Origin of the sequence: Arthrobacter sp. FX8, from assembly GCF_026723805.1 — a bacterium.
In the GTDB taxonomy this organism is placed as follows: Bacteria; Actinomycetota; Actinomycetes; order Actinomycetales; family Micrococcaceae; genus Arthrobacter.
This window is the reverse complement of the sequence record NZ_CP113505.1, coordinates 1,164,018-1,182,475: the sequence shown is the minus strand read 5'-3', so window position 1 is coordinate 1,182,475 and position 18,458 is coordinate 1,164,018. Positions and strand designations below refer to the sequence as shown.

The following is an 18,458-nucleotide window of genomic DNA, read 5'->3' as shown; positions in this document are numbered from 1 at the left end:
ATCGCCGTTAACCACTCCGTCGCAGCCACGGTGCTCCAAAAAAGTACATGCCAGGCACCGTGATCGAAAGGTTTATGGCCCGAGCAGACATTCGACTCAGTCCTCAGGCCGTGCAATAAAGCAGACGTAAGTGTGGACACTGTCCACATCCTATTTGGCAGGACAAACCTCGGCAGGCCTCTCGTGGGCAAGCCTAAAACCGCCCTTCTAGGGTGCTTCCTGTAGGGACATCGCCGAAGTCATGTTGTCCCCGCTCCCCCGGCCCATGAGTAGGTGTAAGCCACTACCGGCCTACTCGACACAACCGGAACGAGGAAACGCAAGAACTCACCCCCAGCAGGCGGAAGGCCCAATAGCCAGGGCCTTGAACCCGTCACCCCACCCACCTGAACAGGCCACCGCGGCAGCCAGGCCAAAGCCCGCAACCCAGCCGTCAGAGCGACGCGACCACAAGCTTTGTCAACACGTCAAAGCAAAATCGCCTCTGACGAAGGAAAACACTGTGCCCGAGGTGGGACTCGAACTACATTCCAGTCCTTGGGAACAAAGGGAACCGGCGAAAACATGCGGAATCCGGCCGCATCGAAAGGCAGTACGGGATAGTCCGGGGCCAGGAGTGTGGACAATGTCCACACTCCTTTTTCAGATTGCTCGCGAGAGACGGGCTGTAGTGCTTAGTCAGGGAATTGCTAGCATCGCCGGGGTGGGTCCACCTGCGGCAGTGGTGCCGATACTGACCCGGGGGTCGAAGGCGATGGCTCCGGGTTCGACCGCGATCAGTCCCCCGTCCACCGGGATCGTGGCTGCGTTGACGTATGAGGCCTGATCGGAAAGCAGCCACGCAATGACATCGGCGACCTCCGAAGACGCGGCCGGGCGCCGGCTTGGGACGAACGCTGTGGCGAGGCTATAGGCGTCCTCGCGATCAATGCCACTGTGTTCTGCGAATTCACCCATCTCCATGTCCGCCATTTCCGTCCGGGTCCAGCCAGGACATACCGCGTTGGCGCGCACCCCGAGCGGTCCGTAATCGACCGCGATGGATTGCATCAACATGGCAAGGCCGGCCTTCGTGGCGTCGTAGCCCGCGATTCCAGCCGTCGCGCGAAGCGCTGCTGCTGAGGCCACCCCTACGATCGAGCCGCTGGCTTTGATCAGGTGCGGCAAGGCGGCACGGACTAGTAGAAAGGGCCCGGTGAGGTTGGTGCTGACCATGGCGTTCCAGTCTTCATCGGACAGCTCGCCGGCACTGCCGGCGCGGACAATTCCGGCATTCAGTACGAGGCCGTTGATGGTGCCGAATTGCTCCACGGTATCCGCGGCCAGCCGTTCCATATCCGAAACCGAAGCGACGTCCGCGACAACAGCGTGGGCGCCGGTCATGTCAGCGACTTTGGTGACAGCTTCCCGGCGGCGTCCGCAGATGACAACTTCCCACCCTTGGCGTCGGAGTGCTGCGGCGGTGGCGGCTCCGATTCCTGTTCCTCCGCCGGTAATAACTGCAACTGGTGTGGGGGTCATTCGGATCTCCCGGTTCTGTTTGGAGTGTGTGGTGTTGCCGTCTCGTAGAGGACTAACCCTTCGAGTTAATAAACCGTGCGGCGGACCTCTGTTGCGCCACCCTGACGGCTTTCAGTGCCGAGACATCGACACCTGGACGATGGCGAATACCCTGCTGCCAGCCGCAGGGCGGCAGCAGGGTATTCCGCGTCAGATAACTTCTTTGGCGTAGTCGATGTCGCGCTTGCTCCTGCCGAACACCAGGCCGCCAAGGATCGCCAAAGGTATAAGGATCAGCAGCCATTTTGCGGCGGCGTTGTCAGGCCCAATGAGGGCGTCGTAGTTCTCGATCGTCACGTAGCCGATGTAGGAGAGGATCAGCGTGGAGAGAGTAGGGGCGATCTTCGTCGCCCAGATACTGGTGTTGTCCTTGGTCCGGACGAAGAACACGACGATGGATACGGACGCCACGATGAGGATGGTGATGAAGGCCGCCGTAGCCAAGGCGCTGAACCAGGCGAACACGACGGTCAGTGGGTCAGCGCCGAGGACCAGGAAAGTCACCACAACAATGCCGACGGCCACACCGTTGGACAGGGCCGCGACCGCGGGACTCCCATCCTTCGAAACGGCGGCCAGCCTCGCCGGCAGGACTCCGGCACGGCTGAGGGCGAAAAGGTAACGGGCGAACATGTTCATCAGGCCCAGCAGCATGGCGAGGTAACTGGTCACGACGAGGACCTGCATTGCCATGCTCAAGACGCTCCCTCCGCTTTCGGAGGCGAGGTTGAAGATGAATCCTGCAGGGTCATCCGTTGCCGCCTGTTGGATGTTGTCCACCCCGATGGCCCCTCCGATAACCCAGATGGAGAGCGTGTAAAAAATTCCGACGAAGGCGATCACGGCGTAGAGTGCCCGCGGGATGGTCTTGCGGGGGTTGATTGCTTCTTCCGAGAACACCACGGTTGCTTCGAAGCTGGTGAAGCAGAGGAAGGCGAACAGCAATGCAATGCCCAGGCCCGGGCTGAAGAGGTTCTCAGCGGTGAAGCCGGAGAATGTGAAGACTCCGGGCCCCTTGCTGGCAACGAGCACAATGACCAGAGCAGCCACGACGAGGGTTTCGCCGATGATGAGCACGGCCAAGAGTCGGATGCTCGTGTCGACGCCCCGCATAGTGAGTGCCGTGGTGATTACCAGCAACGCGACTATCCAGATGAGCGGAGGCACGGAGAGTCCCGTGATGCTCTCCAGCAACTGCCCGGCGAAGACGCCGAACTGTGACCACAGCCCGACCTGCAGGCTGAGGTACATCAGCAGCGCCAGACCAGCTCCTGCGGTGGCCCAGGGTGTACCAAGGCCTTTAGCGATGTAGGCGACGAAGCCGCCGGCGTTGGTGACATGCCTGCTCATGCGCAGGTATCCGACGGCGAAGAGGGCGATGAGCAGGGCGGCAATCGCGTAGATCAAGGGGGCTGCGGGTCCAACCGCCGCAAAGACAACGGGACCGGTGCCGACGACGGCCGCCATGGGGGCCGCCGCTGCGATGACGAAGAAGGCGATGGCGAAGACGCCGAGTCTATTTGAGCGAAGGTGGCCGGCTTGCGGTTGGACAGGTGCGCTGGACGGCGTCGTTGCCGGCAACTCGCTGACATTATCAATCATGGGTTTTCTCTTTCGGGCAGATAATGGCCTTAGCCGTGGTCGGGCTTCCTCAGACGAGGAGCCGTGCCTTGAGTTTGTTTGTGAGCGCCGGAGTGATGCCGAGTCCGTCTTCCAAGTAGGAGTGACGTGATCCCCAGGTGTGCTCCACGCTGTGCCATGCGGCTTCGAGGTACCCTTGCCGCGCTTCCAGCAAGGGCGTGATGACTGTTCGCAGGTGCCTGTCGATGGGGGCGACGCTGCCTGCGGAGTCTCTGATGAGGTATTGGTTCTCCGGTAACGAACTCTGAACGTAGTCTTCCAGGATTGCGGTTTCAGGTACTCCCAGGATGGTCAAAAGGATGGCTATTGCCCATCCGGTTCTGTCCTTCCCTGCCGAGCAGTGGACGACGACAGGCAGCTCAACTCGAGCCAATGACTGAAGGAAATTGGCAAATACCGATGGATTGCCTGCTATGTCACGGGCATAGAGCCGGTGCATTGCCTCTTCAGCCTCCGCAGCCGTCAGCGTCCTGTGGAGCCCGCCAACGCGGCCTTCGCGAATCGCAGACCACAGGCCCGCGTCCCTGCCGTCTTGAGCCTGTAGTGGCGTTTGTACGGCCGTTAGCGCAGGCACGCAACGGTCTTCGGTTTCGGATTCCCAGGGACTTCGCAGATCCATGAAGTGCAGGCGTGCCGCCTCCAGCATCTTACGGTCCAGGGCTGTCGAGTATCCGAAGTGTCCACTCCTGTACACCAGGCCTTCAGCCACACGGGATCCTCCGTGCGCTGGCAGTCCCCCGAGGCTTCGGAAGTTCCGGACGCCCTCAAGGGAGTTAGGGCCAGCCAAGCCTGGTGTGACCTGTTTCATACATAAAAGGTAAACACTGAATGTTTCGTACTGCAATAGAACAAGTTAAATATTTGTTGCATGACTGGTTCAAAACTTAGGCATAGTGTTCAATGTTCCCAACCGCATCGGAGAACCGCGTTCCCTTTCTTCAAAGTTTGCACAGACTGTTCGCTTTTAGGATCTGATGTGCAATCATGTGAAGCAGATCACCAGCACCCCACACGAAGGACCAGAAATGAGCGCCTCCACCAAGCCCCTCTCCCTTCGAGAGCGCAACCGCATGAGAACCCGCGGCGACATTCTCGACACCGCAGCTGAGCTGCTGAGTTCGGAGGGGTACGCCTCTACCGCACTCGAGGTTCTTAGCCAGCAGGCGGGTATTTCAAGGGGGACCATTTATGCCCACTTCCCCGGCGGAAGGGACGAAATTGTTCGCGAGGTGTATCTGCGGATCGCCGACGCAGTGTACGTACGGGGCATCAGCCTGAGGGATCCCCTCACGGACCCCGGCGCAAGAATCACGGCGCTGGCTACCGCACTGGTGGAGGCGACCAAGGAGCCCAAGGGCAGGTTCTACGGGGTCATGGGACCGGACCTGGTGTCAGCACTATCGGACGTCATGGGCTCGACTTCCCGCTCTTTCGAAGAGCTCATTGCGCGGGATCTGAAGGATGCCAAGGACAGCGGCACCTTGCCGGAGGACGCACCGACAGAGGCGTTGGCCGCAACGATAACCGGGGCGATCCGCGCTGCCGGGGCTGCTGCAGCACGTGAGCCGGCGAACGCCGGGCCAGCGGTCGCGGCTATCCGGTTGCTCATGGACGGACTTCTAGTACGAGCCACTGTTTGACCCGCCAAGGGTCCGAAACCACTAACGGAGGAATTTGTGTCAACACAACACTACGACGTCATCGTCATTGGACTGGGCCCTTGGGGCTCATCGGCGGCGTGGCACTTGGCAGCCCGCGGCAAGTCCGTGCTCGGCCTGGATAAGTTCGCACCGCCGCACATGCACGGCTCACACGGAGGCGCCACACGGCTGGCCCGGCAATCCAGCAGTGCAGGAGCCCAGTACACCACCTTCACAAAGCGGACCTTTGAGTTGTGGGACGAGTTGGCCGCGAAAACCGGGACCCGGCTGTTGGAACGTTCGGGAACTGTGTTCGTCGGCGAACCCGGATCAATGTGGTTCGACAAAACGGTGGCATCCCTGAACGCGTCCGATTTTGAGTACGATGCCCTCAATGCGTCGGCGGCACGGAAGCGGTTCCCTTGGGCCACGATTAAAGACGACGAAGTCGCCGTATGGGAGCCAAACGGCACCGTTGCCCTCGTCCACCCCGCCATCACGGCCCTGCAGTCGGAGGCTCGCCGGCTCGGCGCAACCCTGCGCACGGGAGAAGCGGTTCAAGGCTGGGATGAAAGCGCTTCGGGCATCGTCGTGAGCACCGATCAGGGTAACTACTCGGCCGACAAGGTCGTCGTCACCGTGGGTGCCCGCGCCAACCATTTGATGCAACTGGATCTGCCCTACAAGGTCGACCGTCAGGTGCTGGCCAATTTCCGCCAGGACGGGCCACCGAAGCCGGCCATCTACTTCGCCAAGCCCCCAGGATCGGACGAGGCACCTGCTTACGGTTGCTCCGAGCCTAACGGTGAATGGAAGTTCTCTGTCCCCGGGAAGGGAAACTGGATCGATCCCGAGGACCTCAGTCAAGACCTCAGGCCCGGAGACCTCGAACGGATCCAGGAAGTCCTCAGCGCCAGGCTCCCGGACATCGACACCAGCCCGGTATCGACCACCGTATGCATGTGGTCTGAGGTGGAGGACGGCCATTGGGTTATCGGTGGACACCCGGAGTCGTCCAGTGTCGTCATCGGCACCGGAGACATGGGCCGCGGGTTCCGCTATGCAGCGGTTGTTGGTGAAATGCTGGCCGATCATGTCGACGGCATTTCCCGCCCCGAAACAAATCTGTTCCTGCCTTCACGCTTCGCCGTAGCAAAGGCGTAAACAGTGACACCGGCAGATGTCCTGGCCGCACCGTTACAGAGCTTGTGGGAGCTCGTGAAACAGTGCGAACAGTGCAGCCAGGACAACCTCCGACCCCAACACAGTGCACCTGCATTCGAACATCGAAGGACATCCAATCCTAATGACCATCGTCCCTGATACCGAAATCACCAGCATTGAGGCGGTGCTTTCGACGAACCCCGACTGGGCTGGCGGTCACGTCACCGCACATTCCCTCTCCGGCGGCCAGGCCCATAAGAACTACCTCGTCGAGGACGGTTCCCGTCGTTGCGTCGTCAAGCTCTGGAACAACTACTGGGAAACGGTAGGAGTTCTGCCCGCCGCCCACGTGGTTCTGGAAAACACGAGAATTGCCGCCGAGATCGGCGTGGGCGCGCCCGTCATAACAGTCTCAAACGAACCCTTGGCGCTGGCTCTCGACTTTGTTCCGGGAGGCCACCCGAGGCTAAGCGACGACGATGACTCCGTCACCCGACTCGTCCCTGCCCTTCACCAGCTTCATCACTCCGGCCGCCGGTTCCTCAACGACATCAACCCCTTCAACCTGGCCCGACAAAGGATGGAGGCCGCCAGACGACAAGGTCTCGAGCTGCCGCCAGGAACGTCAGCCATCCAGGCCCTGATGGACCGCCTGGAGACCGTCCTGGCCCTGGATCCGTCCCAGTTTGTTCCCTGCCATCTGGACATTTGGGATGCAAACATCATCAAGGACACCTCCTCGATGACCTACAACATTATCGACTGGGACCTCGCCGGCAACTCGGACCCGTGCTACGAGATTGGATTTATTGCAGCGCAAAACGGATTCGGTAAAGAGAAGGCACAGGCACTCTTCGAGGCCTACTTCGGCAACACTGACCCAGTAAAAATCGCCCGCGCCAGGCTCTTCATGGCGGTGGCTCATTGGTCCAACAGTGGACTGTGGATCACCGCAATGGGCAACGCTGCGCCCAACGACGACGCCGACTACGCAGGGGAACTGCGTACCTGTTGGGAAGGGCTGATCACCGAAATAACAGCCCCTGACTTCCTCGACCTCATAAAGGCAGCCGCAAAACCAGCAGCTCTCGTCTAACACCCCGCCGCGCGTTAGCGCCCAACCAAGGCTGGCTCTACACCAGTCGATACAACTACGCCCATAAACAGGAAAAGATTTCGGAGCAACAGATGAACGACATCACACAGCAAGAAGCACACAAGATAGTTGAAGCGGCACGAGAGGCAGCCCTGGCCTCGGAAACCCTGATGAACATTGCCGTTGTAGACGCCGGCGGAAACCTCAAGGCCTTCACCCGCATGGACGGTGCGTGGCTCGGCAGTATCGACATCGCCATCAAAAAGGCACGCACGGCCCGTTACTTCGACATGCCCACCGGAGACATCGGCTCCATCTCGCAGCCCGGCGGACCGCTATTCAACATCGAGGTATCCAATGGCGGCCTGATCACCTTTCCCGGAGGCATCCCACTGACCAAAGACGGGGTCACCATCGGCGCCATCGGTGTCAGCGGCAGCACCGTGGAAAACGACCACCTGGTCGCTACTGCCGGCGCCCAAGCCCTCTAACCGGTTGCCGGGGCCGGCCATCGACCGTCCGACCCCGGCAACACGCACAGACTCATGTTCCGGACTCAAATCCGCACCAACGGCCAAGGACAGCAATGACACTCGAAACAGCCACAGAACCGGCACCCGACGCACTCCTCCAGGAAAGCCTCATTGACCGCCGCGAACGCACCATCGGCCGCCACTCCCCGCTGTTCTATGCCACTCCCCTGGAAATAGTGGCCGGCGAAGGCGTGTGGGTCCACGACAAAGCCGGCAATACCTACTTGGACGTCTACAACAACGTTCCCCACGTCGGACACTCCAACCCCGTCGTCCGCGAAGCAATCACAGCCCAGCTGCAGACCGTCAACCTCCACACGAGGTACCTCAACTCCCGCGTCGTTGAGTACGCCGAAAAGCTGCTGGCGCTCTTCGATTCCCCCTTGGAGCGGGTGTTCTTCACCAACAGCGGATCAGAAGCAAACGAGCTCGCGCTGCGAATCGCACGGCAACACACCGGCAACACCGGCATCCTTATTTCGGACCACAGCTACCACGGCAACACCATGACCCTTGCCGAACTGACCACCGGCCTCCAGGTCAGAGAACCCCTCGGCGCCCACGTACGCCCCATTCGTATTCCGGACGCAGCAGGGCTGACACCGGCTAAACGAAAGCGCCTCCTCCAGGAAGCGCTGCGCGACGTCGACGCAGCCATCTCCTCGCTCCAGGCCGAAGGCTACGGCGTCTCAGCCATCCTGTATGACCCGCTGTTCTCAACCGAGGGACTCCTGCAGACCCCCGACGGCTACATCGAGGCGATCACCGACCGGGTCCATGCCGCCGGCGGACTGATCATCGCGGACGAGGTCCAGTCAGGCTTCGGACGAACCGGCAACCACATGTGGGGCCACCAGGCTTTCGGCACCACCCCTGATCTGGTGACACTTGGCAAGCCGATGGGCAACGGCCACCCCGTAGGTGGAGTCATCACCACGCACGCACTGATGGAGGAATTCGGGGAAAACAACACCTACTTCAACACATTTGCTGGAAACCCCGTTTCATCAGCAGCAGGCCTTGCTGTACTCCAGGTCATGGAAGAGAACGGGCTTGTTGAAAATGCACACCAACTCGGCAAGTTCATCGCGGACGAACTCGCAGCCCTTACTAAGGGCAACCCCCGGATCAAGAACGTACGCGGCCGGGGCCTCTTCTTTGGCCTGGAAATCGTCAATCCCGACGATGCGACGCCGGACCCCGCCGCCACCAAGGCACTCACAGAAGAGATGCGTTCCCGCGGCGTTCTCATCGGAAAGATCGGTCGCCACGAAAACGTCCTCAAAATGAGGCCACCGCTCGTCTTCGAACTCCAGCACGCCCAACACATGATCGAGCAACTCCGTCTGGCACTGGAAACACTCGACGGCCCGGCTGATCAAAACCAATGGTGACCATCCCGGATTCACGCGGAACAACAACTAACCACTCAATGAGGAGAATGCCATGAACACCACACCCGTCCTGACCGAGGGCTCCGTTGCTGCCCGGACCATCTTCAATCCCGCCACCGGGCAACCCGTTGGAGAAGCCCCGGTGCATACGGTCGCGGACCTTCAGCACGCCATCGACGTGGCAGTCGCCGCCCAACCGGCGTGGGCCGCGCTCGGCCACGAGGCACGGTCCGCTGCCCTGTTGAAGGCCGCCGACGCCGTCGAAGCGCGCGCGGAAGAACTCGCCCAGCTGCTCTCCCGCGAGCAGGGCAAACCGCTGAACGGCCCCAACGCCCGCTTCGAAGTCGGTGCCTGCGCGGCCTGGCTTCGCGCTGCCGCCGGGACACCGCTCGAAGCAGAAACCCTGGTCGATGACGGTGAAACCCGCGCCGAACTGCATTACCGGCCCATCGGCGTCGTCGGGGCCATCGGGCCGTGGAACTGGCCCATGATGATCACCGTCTGGCAGGTCGCCCCCGCGCTGAGAATGGGCAACGCCGTGGTGGTCAAACCCTCCGAATACACCCCGCTCAGCGTGATTGCCCTCGTTGAAACCATCAACGAAGCCCTCCCCGAAGGGCTCCTCACCGTAGTCTCCGGCGGACGCGATGTAGGCGAAGCCCTCGCCTCGCACCCTGCCATCGGGAAGATCATGTTCACCGGCTCCACCGCAACGGGCAAGGCAATCATCAAGTCCTCCGCGGACACCGTCAAGCGGCTCACTCTGGAACTGGGAGGAAACGACGCCGGCATCGTCCTGCCCGACGCCGACCCGAAGGCCATCGCCGAAGGCCTGTTCTGGGGCGCCTTCATCAACACCGGCCAAACCTGCGCCGCCCTGAAACGCCTCTACGTCCACGACGACATCTACGACGCCGTCTGCGAGGAGCTCACCCATGTGGCCAAGGCCATGCCAATGGGTAACGGCCTGGACGAAAACAACGTCCTGGGGCCGCTGCAGAACAAGGCACAGTACGAAATCGTCGCGAACCTGGTCGAGGCCGCCAAAGCCTCCGGGGCCCGCGTCCTCCTCGGCGGAAACCCGGATACTGACCAGCCCGGCTACTTCTACCCCACCACCCTCGTGGCCGACATCGACAACGACAACCCGCTCGTCGCCGAAGAACAATTCGGACCCGCCCTGCCCATCATCCGCTACAGCACCATCGACGAAGCAGTCGAGAAGGCCAACGCACTCGACGTCGGCCTCGGCGCATCCGTCTGGTCCTCAGACCCTGCAACAGCCCGCAACGTCGCCGCCCGAATCCAAGCAGGCACCGTATGGATCAACAAACACGGCGCCGTCGACCCCCGCATCCCTTTCGGCGGCGCAAAACAATCCGGCTACGGCCTCGAATTCGGCGTCGAAGGACTTAAACACCTCGGCGTCCCCCAGGTAATCAACGGCTGAAACACCACTGACGGGTGGGGGCACCGCCGCAGGCGGTGCCCCCACCGCGGAAGACCAAGGCTGAGGGCGCTTGCCTGATACAGCGACCGGTAGTGCCAATCGACATTGCGGAGGATTACTTGAACCGCCACACCGGGACTGTAAGAAAAACGGTGTGTGAGGGTCCGGCCTGATCCGAAAGGAGACGGCCGTGTCAGAGTCCACGACCGAGATGACAGGGGTGATGATCGATCCTGTGACGGGAGAGATCATTGATCAGAAGGAGCTCGCGGAGCGGTTGCTCGCGCAGGCTAAGGAGCAGGGCGTGAGCTTGGTAGGCCCGGGCGGGCTGCTGAACCAGCTCACGCGGAACGTGCTGGAGACCGCGCTGGAAGCCGAGCTGACCGAGCACCTCGGGCACGAGCATGGCCAGACGCCGATCGCAGCCAACATGCGCAACGGCACCAGGTCCAAGACCGTGCTTACTGAGATCGGCCCGGTTGAGATTGAGGTGCCCCGGGATCGGGACGGCTCGTTCGAGCCGGTGATCGTGCCCAAGCGGAAACGGCGCTTGGACGGGATCGACCAGATCGTGCTCTCGCTCTCCGCCCGGGGATTGACCACCGGGGAAATCGCCGCGCACTTCGAGGAGGTCTACGGGGCCAAGGTCTCCAAAGACACCATCAGCCGCATCACAGAAAAGGTTGTTGGCGAACTCGCGGAATGGTCGGCCCGGCCTTTGGATCCGGTCTATCCGGTGCTCTTCGTGGACGCGATCGTCGTCAAGGTCCGTGACGGGCAGGTGCGCAACACCCCGTTCTATGTCGTTATGGGCGTCACCGTGAACGGGGAGCGGAAGATTCTGGGGATCTGGGCCGGCGACGGCGGCGAGGGTGCACGGTTCTGGCTCCAGGTGTTCGCGGAGCTGAAGAACCGCGGTGTCGAGGATGTGTTGATCGCCGTCTGTGACGGGCTCAAGGGCCTGCCGGAGGCGATCACGACCACGTGGGAGCGAACGGTCGTGCAGCAATGCATCGTGCACCTGATCCGCAACAGCTTCCGCTACGCCGGACGCCAGCACCGCGACGGCATCGTCAAGGCCCTCAAGCCCGTCTACACCGCCCCGTCCGAGCAAGCGGCGAAGGACCGGTTCGCCGAGTTCACCGCCGAGTGGGGCCAGCGATATCCGGCCATCGTCCGGCTCTGGGAAGCCTCGTGGGCCGAGTTCGTGCCGTTCCTGGAGTACGACGTTGAGATCCGGCGGGTGATCTGCACGACGAACGCAATCGAGTCGATCAACGCCCGCTACCGCAGGGCTGTGAGGGCCCGTGGGCACTTTCCAAACGAGGCCGCCGCCCTGAAATGCCTGTATCTGGTAACCAGGTCTCTTGATCCGACCGGCGGCGGTCGGGCACGCTGGGTCATGAGGTGGAAGCCTGCACTGAACGCGTTCGCGATTACCTTCGCGGGCCGGTTCGAAAGAACCACTAACTAATGAAAACCGGCCGGACCCACACACCGTTTATCGGACAGTCCCGCCACACCCTTGCAGTTGAGGTAGAGGACTGGTCCAGGCTCCGGGCCGGCGACAGGGTTGCCGTCTCAGAAGACCTCTTCTACCAAGACGGGCTCCAAGTAGAAGAAACAGCAGCAGAGATAGGCGTGATCTGGGTCCGCAGAATCTCCAGTGGTGACCGCCAGCTTCTCAGCGTCGGGACCCACAGAATCTGGCGTCTCGACACTAAAGACGTCTGATCCGCCCCGGTTCAATATCAAGAACGCAAACGAAAGTACACATTCATGGTTCATAAAGTTCAAGCTGTCGTTGTCCGGGAGAAGAACGCGCCGGTGTCGCTGGAGACCATCCTGGTGCCGGATCCGGGCCCGGGGGAGGCGCTGGTGGAGATCCTGACCTGCGGTGTCTGCCACACGGACCTGCACTACAAGCAGGGCGGCATCGGCGATGATTTCCCGTACCTGCTGGGCCATGAGGCTACGGGTGTGGTCAGCGCCGTGGGCCCGGACGTGACGTCTGTCGTACCCGGGGACCGGGTCATCCTGAACTGGCGTGCCGTGTGTGGCGAGTGCCGGGCGTGCGCCAAGGGCCAGCCGCAGTACTGTTTCAACACCCATAACGCCACCCAGAAAATGACCCTTGAGGACGGCACGGTCCTCTCTCCTGCCCTGGGCATCGGCGCCTTCGCGGAAAAGACGCTGGTCGCTGCCGGGCAGTGCACCAAGGTTGACCCGGATGTCGATGCGGCCGCGGTGGGGCTGCTGGGCTGCGGCATCATGGCTGGCATCGGTGCCGCGATCAACACCGGTGAGGTCAAGCGCGGGGAGTCCGTGGCCGTCATCGGCTGCGGCGGTGTGGGCATCGCCGCGATCGCCGGCGCGAAGCTGGCGGGTGCGACGACGATCATCGCCGTTGACATCGACGACAACAAGATCGGGATGGCCAAGTCCCTCGGCGCCACCCATGGCGTGAACTCCCGGCAGGAAGACGCAGTGGAAGCCATCCGCGCCCTCACCGGAGGCCACGGCGCGGACGTGGTGATTGACGCCGTCGGCCGTCCCGAAACGTACAAGCAGGCCTTCTACGCCCGTGACCTTGCTGGCCGCGTGGTCCTGGTGGGCGTTCCCACGCCGGAGATGACGCTGGAACTGCCGCTGCTGGACGTCTTTGGCCGCGGCGGCTCCCTGAAGTCCTCCTGGTACGGCGACTGCCTGCCCTCCCGGGACTTCCCCATGCTGGTGTCCCACTACAAGCAGGGCAACCTGGACCTGGACGCGTTCGTGTCCGAGCGCATCACCATCGACCAGGTGGAGGAGGCTTTCGGCAAGATGCACGAAGGCAAGGTGCTGCGTTCAGTGGTGGAAATCTGATGGCGGTGACCATTGAGAACCGGGTCACCTCGGGCACGTTCTCGCTCGACGGCGGCACCTGGGACGTGGACAACAACGTCTGGATCGTGGGTAATGACGAGGAATGCGTCATCATCGATGCGCCCCACGACGCCGCTGCGATCATCAGCCAGGTCCGGAGCCGGAAGGTCAAGGCCATCCTGCTGACCCACGCGCACAACGACCACATCGGTGCCGCCCGTGAGGTTGCTGGCGCGCTGGGCGCCCCGATCCTCCTGAACCAGGAGGACCTGGTGCTGTGGGAGCAGGTCTACCCCGACGCCAAACCGGACAGCTACCACGCCGACGGTGACGGATTCGAGGTGGGAGGGGCCACCCTGAAGGCCATCCACACGCCCGGCCACTCGCCGGGGTCCACCTGCTTCTACCTCGAAAGCGAAGGAACAGTCTTCACCGGGGACACGCTGTTCAACGGCGGCCCGGGTGCCACGGGACGGTCCTACAGCGACTACCCCACCATCCTGGCCTCTATCCGCGAACGGCTGCTGACGCTGCCGGCGGAGACCGTGGTCCGCACCGGCCACGGAGACAACACCACCATCGCCGCAGAGCAGGAGACCCTCACGACATCGACGTAGAACCTGAAAGTCGCTGCTGCCGCAGCGGCAACGACGGTCCATTTGTCAGGAGCTGTACCCGCCGAGGTCTTCGCCGAAGGACAATGCCATCGTTCCGCTGCGCTTCAGCGCGTCTACCACCACGGCCGGCTCGATGGCCTGCGCCCGCGTGGCCCACTCAGCCCCTTTCAGATAGGCAGAAAGTGCTGCGCGGCTGGGAAAGACGGCATCGACAACAAGCTGGAAGTCACCGGCGAGGACCGCCGCATACCGGACTGACGAGGAAGGAAGCATTTCCGCTTCCACACGGTCCAGTTCCGGGAACGGCACCTTGACCCACAGCAGAACCTCCACCGGCAACCCGAGCAGCGCGGGCTCGAATACCGCGCGGATGAACAATGTGCCCTCGCGCCGCATCCGCTCCACCCTGCGCTGGGCGGTCTGCACTGAGAGCCCAGTGATACGCGCCAGTTCCTCATAACTGGCGCGGCCATCGCGTTCCAGTGCCCGGAGAATCTGCCGGTCCTCTTTGCCCAATTGCTCCACGTGCTCCAGGGCGGTGGGAGCCTCCGAGTACCGGGTTCCGCCCATCGCCTCAATCTCCGCCGGCGTCAGGACGCCGGGATTCCACTGATGCATGGTCCTGGGATAGCTGAGGACCGGATACGTGGCGGCCGACCTCACCCCCGGGATGCTCCCTATGTCCCGGATGAGCAGCTCCGCAAACTTGGAAGCAGGGCTGGAAAACTCCGCCGCACAATCCGCCGAACCGGTGAGGATGTAGGTGTACAAGGTCTCCGGCCGTCGCGCGAGGGCCGCAGCGGCTATTCCTGCTGAGCCCGGATTGCAGGCAACCTTCAACACAAACTGTTCCAGATGCCTGAAGCGGCTCGGATTCGGCAACGCGCGTATCCGCACCCGCCCGTCCCGGAGGAGCTCGGAGCCCCTCCGCGCCACCGTCCGTTCGGCCTCCCCTAATGCTGCGGCCACTTTCGCCCACGAGGCGCGCCCGTCTACCTGGAGGGCGCCGACAATCCGCTGGTCCAGCTCATCCAGCACATCCATTTCCCGCTCCCTTTTTACGACTTCTTTGTCACCTCCAACTCTAGACTTTCCGCCAGACTTTTGGCTGATTCTTCCACTTATCCAGAAATCATTGTCGGAAACACGTGACCCAGCACACGATTGTTGACGAAGTCGATACCTAGTGAAGGAAAAGCAATGACAGGCACAGTCGCAATGACGCGTCAGGGAGCAGTTCGCGGGGTCACGAACGATGGCACCATCAGCTGGCGCGGGATACGGTACGCCGCTCCCCCGAACGGAGCCCTGCGGTGGCAGGCTCCCCAGCCGGCAGAGCCGTGGGAGGGCATTCTGGACGTGACCACGTTTCCAACGCGTGCCCCGCAGGTGCTCGCGGCCGAGCTCGTGCCGCCTGGCGGGGCAACGCCGTCGGACGATGACTCGCCCATGGGTGAGGACTGCCTCTTCCTCAACGTCACTGCTCCGACGCAGCCGATGGACTCGCCCTGTCCGGTTCTGGTCTGGTTCCACGGCGGCGGATACACCTGGGGATCAGGAGCCAACTTCATCGGGGACGGGACGGCCCTGGCACTCGAAGGCACCATTGTCGTCACTATCAACTACCGGTTGGGAGCGCTCGGCTTCCTCAAGCTGGACCACCTCCTCGGGGACCAGTACGCCTCGTCGGCGAATGCAGGCCTACTGGACCAGATCGCTGCACTGAAATGGGTCCGGGACAACGTGGCCGCATTCGGGGGCGACCCTTCACGCATCACCATCGCCGGTGTTTCCGCCGGCGCCAAAAGCGTGGTCAATCTGATGGCGTCGCCGATGGCCGAGGGCCTGTTCCACCGCGGAATCATTCAAAGTGGCGGCGAGCACCTCAACACCCCCGACACCGCAGAGCAGGTCACCGCTGCACTGCTTCGCACCCTCGGCCTTAGCCCTGCGGATGCCAAGGAGCTCCTAACGATGCCCGTTGAGACAATCCTCGCCGCACAGCAGGAGATTGCCGCCGGCGTCAGGGCAACCTGGGTCTGGCGCCCAACCGTAGACGGACTCATTCTTCCCGAGGGCCCGGTCCACGCCTTCGCCAAGGGCCGCGCCAGGGGGATCAACATCATGGCCGGCGTGACAGCCAACGAGGCCGGAAGCTACGACCTCGCCGACCCGTGTGCATCGCAACAGTCACCACGCGTCCTACAGGAGATCTTCGGGGACGAAGCAGAACAAGTGCTGGACAATTACCGGAGCGCCTTCCCAGAAGCGGACGAGCGCCGCCTCCACTGCGCCGTGCTGGCCGACGAACGGTACGGCATCCCCACCATTCGGCTGCTCGACAGCCAGTCCGAACACGCGTCCTGCTGGCGTTACCGCTTCGATGCTCCAAGCCCCGGCGCCCCCAAGGAGAAGTGGGGGTTCCATGGCGCCGACGTTCCCTTCGTCTGGGACATCGGACTCGAAGCGGCAGAACCGGCGTTACAGACTCTGGCATCAGGAATCCGGCAGGCGTGGACAACCTTCATCCATCACGGAAAACCCGAAAGCCAGGACCTGCCCTTCTGGCCGGAATACCGGCGAACAGAACGGTGGACAATGTTGCTGGACACCACCCCAACAGTGGTCCCGGACCCCCGGCAGCAACAACGGCAGGCATGGGAATCGGCAGAGTGGCAGCCCGACACCTGGTGGACATTCCCCGCCCTGCATCCAGCACACAACACAACCCACTGACGAGTGAAAGAGTCCGTACAATGACGTACATCCACAACACAGCTTCAGAAGGCACTGGGGACCTGCCAACGCCCCTCTACAAGAAGCTCGCCTGGCGGATTCTGCCCCTGGCCTCCATCTGTTACGCCGTGGCCATCATCGACCGGGTCAATATCGGCTTCGCAAAGCTCGAAATGAGTGCCGACATTGGTCTCTCGGCAGCGGCCTACGGCCTCGGCGCCGGCATCTTTTTCCTCGCCTATATCTTCTTTGAGGTGCCCAGCAACATGATCCTCGAACGCGTCGGCGCAAAAATGTGGATCGCCCGCATCATGGTCACCTGGGGCGTTGTCACCATCGCTACCGGCTTCGTCCAAAACACTGAACAGTTCTACATTGCCCGGATCTTCCTGGGTATCGCAGAGGCCGGCTTCTACCCAGGCATGGTCTACTTCCTGTCCCAGTGGTTCCCACGCAAACGCCTCGCCCAGGCCCTGGCACTGCTGGTTATCGCAGGACCCATCGGAAGCATGTTCGTCGGCCCCCTCTCCGGCTGGGTCATGTCCAGCCTGGGGGGACTCGCAGGTATCGCAGGCTGGCAATGGCTCTTCGTGATCCAGGGCATTCCGGCAGCCCTCCTTGGCATTATCTTCTACTTTGCCGTCGCTAGCACACCGAAGGACGCCGCGTGGCTCACCAGTGAGGAAAAGGCCGCCATTGCGGTAAGCCTCGGCCCGGCCGGCGCGCGTGAGAAAGCAACAACGCAGTTCAAGATGGCCGTCACCAACAAGCGGGTCTGGCTCCTCGGCGTCATCCTGGCAGCCAATTACATAGGCATCTACGCCGTCGTCTTCTGGATACCCACCATCATCAAAAACACCGGCGTAACGGATGTAATGACGATCGGCTATCTGTCCTCCGTCCCGTTCGCAGTCGCTGTCGTGGCCACCATCGCCCTTGGCATCTATTGCGACCGCAGCCAGGCGCACCGGCGGGTACTGGTCACGGGTATGGTACTGGCCGCACTGGGACTGGTCGCCAGTGTGGCCACCGGCGACCAACTGGCCCCCACCCTCATCGGTATCTCCCTCGCCAGTGCACTCTTCACCGCAACCGGCCCCGTTATTTGGGCGGTCACCAACCTCCAGCTCAAGGGCATGACGGCGGCGGCCGCAGGCATCGCACTGATCAATACCGTGGGCTCCATAGGGTCTTTCCTTGGCCCCTACGTCATGGGCCTCGGCCAGGACTGGACCGGCAACGTCATCGTTCCCCTCCTCTTCATCGCAGGCGTCGCGGTAGCCGGGGCATTCGCTGCCCTTGCCATCCCCCGCACCCCAACAAATCACGAACGCATCGAAGAAGGGCACGACAGCGCACTGAAACCGGCGCCACAAGGGAAAGCAGGAGCCCAGTCGTGAGCACCCTCGCCGACAAAGTCCGGAGCGTAATGGCGGCCTACAACAACGGGGACCCGGAACCCCTCGTCGCCACTTTCCACGGCGATGTTCAATACACCATCGTCCATCTCGACAGGACATACCGAGGTCTGGAGGAAGTCAGCGCTTTGGCCCGCGAAGGGGCTGGCCAAACCCGTTTCCGCTTTCAGGAGGTCATATCGCATGGGCCGTTGATCGCCTTCTCCTATGACCACCACAACCCTCTAGCCGGCACGAGCTACCAAGGCCCCGGACTCGCCGTCCAAAAGTACGATGACGACGGGCGGCTGCTCTGCCAGTGGGCCTATCGGGCTTGAAAACCAGCGCAAGGGACGATGGCGGGA

General features: G+C 62.2%; 17 protein-coding genes. 13 read left to right on the top strand and 4 right to left on the bottom strand.

Going from position 1 to position 18,458, the window contains the following annotated elements; genetic code table 11:
• Positions 1-678: 678 nt before the first annotated feature.
• The 3 genes from OUO20_RS05405 to OUO20_RS05395 all read right to left on the bottom strand — a co-directional run bounded on the left by OUO20_RS05405 (position 679) and on the right by OUO20_RS05395 (position 4,009).
• Positions 679-1,521 carry an SDR family NAD(P)-dependent oxidoreductase gene (locus OUO20_RS05405; RefSeq protein ID WP_268002974.1) on the bottom strand — a complete coding sequence of 281 codons (843 nt, stop codon included), beginning with the start codon at positions 1,519-1,521 and terminating at the stop codon, positions 679-681.
• A 189-nt stretch (positions 1,522-1,710) separates the two neighbouring features.
• Positions 1,711-3,162 carry an APC family permease gene (locus OUO20_RS05400; RefSeq protein WP_268002973.1) on the bottom strand — a complete coding sequence of 484 codons (1,452 nt, stop codon included), beginning with the start codon at positions 3,160-3,162 and terminating at the stop codon, positions 1,711-1,713.
• 49 nt (positions 3,163-3,211) lie between these two features.
• The gene (locus OUO20_RS05395) at positions 3,212-4,009 is read right to left on the bottom strand and encodes a tyrosine-protein phosphatase (protein ID WP_268002972.1); all 798 of its coding nucleotides are present in this window, start codon (positions 4,007-4,009) and stop codon (positions 3,212-3,214) included.
• Between the two features lie 217 nt (positions 4,010-4,226).
• On the opposite strand from OUO20_RS05395, the gene OUO20_RS05390 reads away from it, so the two are divergent.
• From OUO20_RS05390 to OUO20_RS05345, 10 genes are all read left to right on the top strand, one after another.
• Positions 4,227-4,841: a TetR/AcrR family transcriptional regulator gene (locus OUO20_RS05390; protein ID WP_268002971.1), complete on the top strand. Its 615-nt coding sequence runs from the start codon at positions 4,227-4,229 to the stop codon at positions 4,839-4,841.
• A 36-nt stretch (positions 4,842-4,877) separates the two neighbouring features.
• Entirely contained in the window at positions 4,878-6,005 is a 1,128-nt protein-coding gene (gene solA, locus OUO20_RS05385; RefSeq protein ID WP_268002970.1) for an N-methyl-L-tryptophan oxidase, read from the top strand.
• A 142-nt stretch (positions 6,006-6,147) separates the two neighbouring features.
• Entirely contained in the window at positions 6,148-7,101 is a 954-nt protein-coding gene (locus OUO20_RS05380) for a phosphotransferase (protein WP_268002969.1), read from the top strand.
• Between the two features lie 92 nt (positions 7,102-7,193).
• Positions 7,194-7,592, top strand: coding sequence for a GlcG/HbpS family heme-binding protein (locus tag OUO20_RS05375; RefSeq protein ID WP_018771074.1), 399 nt, complete (start codon positions 7,194-7,196; stop codon positions 7,590-7,592).
• Positions 7,593-7,687: 95 nt separating this feature from the next.
• A complete protein-coding gene (locus tag OUO20_RS05370; protein ID WP_268002968.1) occupies positions 7,688-9,028 on the top strand; it encodes an aspartate aminotransferase family protein in 1,341 nt (446 codons plus the stop codon).
• A gap of 52 nt (positions 9,029-9,080) precedes the next feature.
• Positions 9,081-10,478: an aldehyde dehydrogenase family protein gene (locus tag OUO20_RS05365; protein WP_268002967.1), complete on the top strand. Its 1,398-nt coding sequence runs from the start codon at positions 9,081-9,083 to the stop codon at positions 10,476-10,478.
• A 223-nt stretch (positions 10,479-10,701) separates the two neighbouring features.
• Positions 10,702-11,952 (top strand): IS256 family transposase, encoded by a 1,251-nt coding sequence (locus tag OUO20_RS05360; protein ID WP_268003386.1) that lies wholly within the window; start codon positions 10,702-10,704, stop codon positions 11,950-11,952.
• Positions 11,952-12,212, top strand: coding sequence for a hypothetical protein (locus OUO20_RS05355; RefSeq protein WP_268002966.1), 261 nt, complete (start codon positions 11,952-11,954; stop codon positions 12,210-12,212). The genes OUO20_RS05360 and OUO20_RS05355 overlap by 1 nt, the downstream gene beginning before the upstream one ends.
• 45 nt (positions 12,213-12,257) lie before the next feature.
• Complete coding sequence (locus OUO20_RS05350; RefSeq protein ID WP_268002965.1) at positions 12,258-13,343, top strand: S-(hydroxymethyl)mycothiol dehydrogenase; 1,086 nt, start codon at positions 12,258-12,260, stop codon at positions 13,341-13,343.
• Positions 13,343-13,960: an MBL fold metallo-hydrolase gene (locus tag OUO20_RS05345; RefSeq protein ID WP_268002964.1), complete on the top strand. Its 618-nt coding sequence runs from the start codon at positions 13,343-13,345 to the stop codon at positions 13,958-13,960. The genes OUO20_RS05350 and OUO20_RS05345 overlap by 1 nt, the downstream gene beginning before the upstream one ends.
• Positions 13,961-14,005: 45 nt before the next feature.
• Here OUO20_RS05345 and OUO20_RS05340 read toward each other — a convergent pair whose 3' ends face one another.
• Entirely contained in the window at positions 14,006-15,004 is a 999-nt protein-coding gene (locus OUO20_RS05340; RefSeq protein ID WP_268002963.1) for an Lrp/AsnC family transcriptional regulator, read from the bottom strand.
• A 156-nt stretch (positions 15,005-15,160) separates the two neighbouring features.
• On the opposite strand from OUO20_RS05340, the gene OUO20_RS05335 reads away from it, so the two are divergent.
• Genes OUO20_RS05335 through OUO20_RS05325 form a run of 3 tightly spaced genes read left to right on the top strand, consistent with a single transcriptional unit; the run spans position 15,161 to position 18,431 of the window.
• Positions 15,161-16,696, top strand: a complete 1,536-nt coding sequence (locus OUO20_RS05335) for a carboxylesterase/lipase family protein (protein ID WP_268002962.1) — start codon at positions 15,161-15,163, stop codon at positions 16,694-16,696.
• Between the two features lie 20 nt (positions 16,697-16,716).
• Positions 16,717-18,096 carry an MFS transporter gene (locus OUO20_RS05330; RefSeq protein WP_268002961.1) on the top strand — a complete coding sequence of 460 codons (1,380 nt, stop codon included), beginning with the start codon at positions 16,717-16,719 and terminating at the stop codon, positions 18,094-18,096.
• Positions 18,093-18,431 carry a nuclear transport factor 2 family protein gene (locus tag OUO20_RS05325; RefSeq protein ID WP_268002960.1) on the top strand — a complete coding sequence of 113 codons (339 nt, stop codon included), beginning with the start codon at positions 18,093-18,095 and terminating at the stop codon, positions 18,429-18,431. The genes OUO20_RS05330 and OUO20_RS05325 overlap by 4 nt, the downstream gene beginning before the upstream one ends.
• The last annotated feature ends 27 nt before the right edge of the window (positions 18,432-18,458 follow it).

What these genes read in the sequence shown, in the direction of transcription:
- OUO20_RS05405 (WP_268002974.1), bottom strand. Translation starts at nt 1,521, where the DNA reads ATGACCCCCACACCAGTTGCAGTTATTACCGGCGGAGGAACAGGAATC.
- OUO20_RS05400 (WP_268002973.1), bottom strand. Translation starts at nt 3,162, where the DNA reads ATGATTGATAATGTCAGCGAGTTGCCGGCAACGACGCCGTCCAGCGCA.
- OUO20_RS05395 (WP_268002972.1), bottom strand. Translation starts at nt 4,009, where the DNA reads ATGAAACAGGTCACACCAGGCTTGGCTGGCCCTAACTCCCTTGAGGGC.
- OUO20_RS05390 (WP_268002971.1), top strand. Translation starts at nt 4,227, where the DNA reads ATGAGCGCCTCCACCAAGCCCCTCTCCCTTCGAGAGCGCAACCGCATG.
- OUO20_RS05380 (WP_268002969.1), top strand. Translation starts at nt 6,148, where the DNA reads ATGACCATCGTCCCTGATACCGAAATCACCAGCATTGAGGCGGTGCTT.
- OUO20_RS05375 (WP_018771074.1), top strand. Translation starts at nt 7,194, where the DNA reads ATGAACGACATCACACAGCAAGAAGCACACAAGATAGTTGAAGCGGCA.
- OUO20_RS05370 (WP_268002968.1), top strand. Translation starts at nt 7,688, where the DNA reads ATGACACTCGAAACAGCCACAGAACCGGCACCCGACGCACTCCTCCAG.
- OUO20_RS05365 (WP_268002967.1), top strand. Translation starts at nt 9,081, where the DNA reads ATGAACACCACACCCGTCCTGACCGAGGGCTCCGTTGCTGCCCGGACC.
- OUO20_RS05360 (WP_268003386.1), top strand. Translation starts at nt 10,702, where the DNA reads ATGATCGATCCTGTGACGGGAGAGATCATTGATCAGAAGGAGCTCGCG.
- OUO20_RS05355 (WP_268002966.1), top strand. Translation starts at nt 11,952, where the DNA reads ATGAAAACCGGCCGGACCCACACACCGTTTATCGGACAGTCCCGCCAC.
- OUO20_RS05350 (WP_268002965.1), top strand. Translation starts at nt 12,258, where the DNA reads ATGGTTCATAAAGTTCAAGCTGTCGTTGTCCGGGAGAAGAACGCGCCG.
- OUO20_RS05345 (WP_268002964.1), top strand. Translation starts at nt 13,343, where the DNA reads ATGGCGGTGACCATTGAGAACCGGGTCACCTCGGGCACGTTCTCGCTC.
- OUO20_RS05340 (WP_268002963.1), bottom strand. Translation starts at nt 15,004, where the DNA reads ATGGATGTGCTGGATGAGCTGGACCAGCGGATTGTCGGCGCCCTCCAG.
- OUO20_RS05335 (WP_268002962.1), top strand. Translation starts at nt 15,161, where the DNA reads ATGACAGGCACAGTCGCAATGACGCGTCAGGGAGCAGTTCGCGGGGTC.
- OUO20_RS05330 (WP_268002961.1), top strand. Translation starts at nt 16,717, where the DNA reads ATGACGTACATCCACAACACAGCTTCAGAAGGCACTGGGGACCTGCCA.